This is a genomic window from Flavobacterium aurantiibacter (assembly GCF_002251775.1).
In the GTDB taxonomy this organism is placed as follows: Bacteria; Bacteroidota; Bacteroidia; order Flavobacteriales; family Flavobacteriaceae; genus Flavobacterium; species Flavobacterium aurantiibacter.
In genome coordinates, this window is the sequence record NZ_NOXX01000101.1 from 1 (window position 1) to 1,977 (window position 1,977).

The 1,977-nt window shown below is 47.7% G+C and carries 2 protein-coding genes; both read right to left on the bottom strand.

Annotation, left to right across the window (positions count from 1 at the left end; genetic code table 11):
* Positions 1-123: 123 nt before the first annotated feature.
* The gene (locus CHX27_RS01540) at positions 124-1,176 is read right to left on the bottom strand and encodes a tyrosine-type recombinase/integrase (protein ID WP_094485012.1); all 1,053 of its coding nucleotides are present in this window, start codon (positions 1,174-1,176) and stop codon (positions 124-126) included.
* A gap of 156 nt (positions 1,177-1,332) precedes the next feature.
* Complete coding sequence (locus tag CHX27_RS01545) at positions 1,333-1,953, bottom strand: DMT family transporter (RefSeq protein ID WP_094485013.1); 621 nt, start codon at positions 1,951-1,953, stop codon at positions 1,333-1,335.
* Between the last annotated feature and the right edge of the window lie 24 nt (positions 1,954-1,977).

The following is a 1,977-nucleotide window of genomic DNA, read 5'->3' on the forward strand; positions in this document are numbered from 1 at the left end:
TTTAGCCTGACCGCTAACTCTCAAATATACGCAATTAAACGATTTAGCAAAATTTTATAAGTTGCTGAAATTCAAACACATAAAAAATAACTACTAAAAAAGTGCAATGCGCGTTTCAAATAGTTACAACTTATCGAGTGGGCTAACGATTTTTCGCAGTTCGCGGCTACTGACTGCAGTGTAAAGCAACGTGGTTTGGATGTTGGCGTGGCCAAGTAATTCCTGTATAAAACGAATATCTGTACCTTGTTCCAACAAATGTGTGGCAAAACTGTGCCGCAAACTGTGAATCCCCACTTTTTTACGGCAACCAATCTTTTGCAGGGAATTCTTGAAAACCTGCTGTGCGCTCCTTGCCGAATAACGGCCTCCCGCTGGTGATTCAAAAAGATACTCCACAGGCCGGAACTGCCGATAGTAATCCCTGAGTTGTTCCAACATAGATTGCGGCAAATTTACGTAGCGGTCTTTCTTCCCTTTGGCACAGGCAACCAGCACGCGCATCGAATCGCTGTCGATATCGGCAATTTTCAGATTCACCACCTCAGACACACGAAGTCCCATACCATAGCAGAGTTTCAGAATGGTATTGTGTTTCAGGTTGGTGGTGGCAGCGAACAAATTCCGGACTTCTTCCTGCGAAAGCACTTTCGGAAGTTTAAATGGCTTCTTGGGGCGCGGTATTTCCACAAAGAAACGAGGTTTTCGCAATACTTTTTCAAAGTAAAATTTCAGGGCATTGATCCTACTATGGATCAGTGCTTCTGAAGCGCCCAACTCAGTAATGCAGTGCAATAGATAGTCCCGAACATCAGTTTCGGTACAAGTCGAAGCTGGCTTGTCCTTTATATGGAACAAAAAAGCCGCAAATTCGTTCCTGTACGTCACCAGCGTCCTCGGACTATAGCCCATCAATTTGATTTGATCGACAAACTGACCCAAAATAGGCTGATTCACCAAGTCAATTCTTGACAAAACCGATTTTCCGGTGTATTCAGGCAGTCCCACCAACAACCGATTGGCGGTCGTATCAGGAATGTGCCAGCACCGCAACGCGGAACTCCACCGGGCATCCTGGAACCGTCGCGCTTGCGCAATCAGGGTTTTGTCATAGTCAAAAAAAAGGCCAATGCGGGTAATTCCGTGGCGTTTCAAAAGGCGTATAGTCCATTTCATTATTTCGGCAGATAAATTTCAGTTTTGGCGTATATTGATAAAGATACTAATTTATTGCGTTTTTGGACACGATTCCTTTAACCTGCCTTCACACCCGACACCGCAATTTCCCCACCATGCCATCCTCCCACCAATGGTAACCTTCAACTTTAAACTTTAAACTTTCTTCCTCCCCTTCACCACTCCGTTCAATATGACCGTCACAATAATCACCGAGGCGCCAATGTAAAAGGAAGCATCCATGTGTTCGCGCTGCCCGAGCAGGAAATAGGCCAGCACGATGCCGTAGACGGGCTCGAGGTTGGTGGTGAGCATGACCGTGTAGGGCGAGAGTTTTTTCATGACCTGTACCGAGGCGGTAAAGGCGTAGGCGGTGCACACTGAGGAGAGCACCAGGATCAGCAGCCAGTCGTGGCCGGAAACGGCAAAAAAGGCTTCGTCGAAAGTGCCCTGGCTCCACAGGTAGAGCGAGACGAACAAAAAGCCGGAGAAGAATTCATACAGCGTAATGACCGAAGGATCGTGCTGTTGGGTCAACTTGCCATTGCACAAGGTAAAAAGCACGCCCACAAACACCGAGAGCAACGCACAGAGCGCGCCGGCCTGGTAATGCAGGTTCACATTCATGATCGTGAACAACCCGCCGATGATGACGAGCCCAAAAAGCATCTCATACCACAGCATCCGGCGGCGGTAGAACAAAGGTTCAAGGATCGAGGCCAGGAAGGCCCCAGCCGAGAACATCGCCAGCGTCACCGACACGTTGTCTTTCGGCATATTGTACCGGAGACATATTATTTA

What these genes read in the sequence shown, in the direction of transcription:
- CHX27_RS01545 (WP_094485013.1), bottom strand. Translation starts at nt 1,953, where the DNA reads ATGCCGAAAGACAACGTGTCGGTGACGCTGGCGATGTTCTCGGCTGGG.
- CHX27_RS01540 (WP_094485012.1), bottom strand. Translation starts at nt 1,176, where the DNA reads ATGAAATGGACTATACGCCTTTTGAAACGCCACGGAATTACCCGCATT.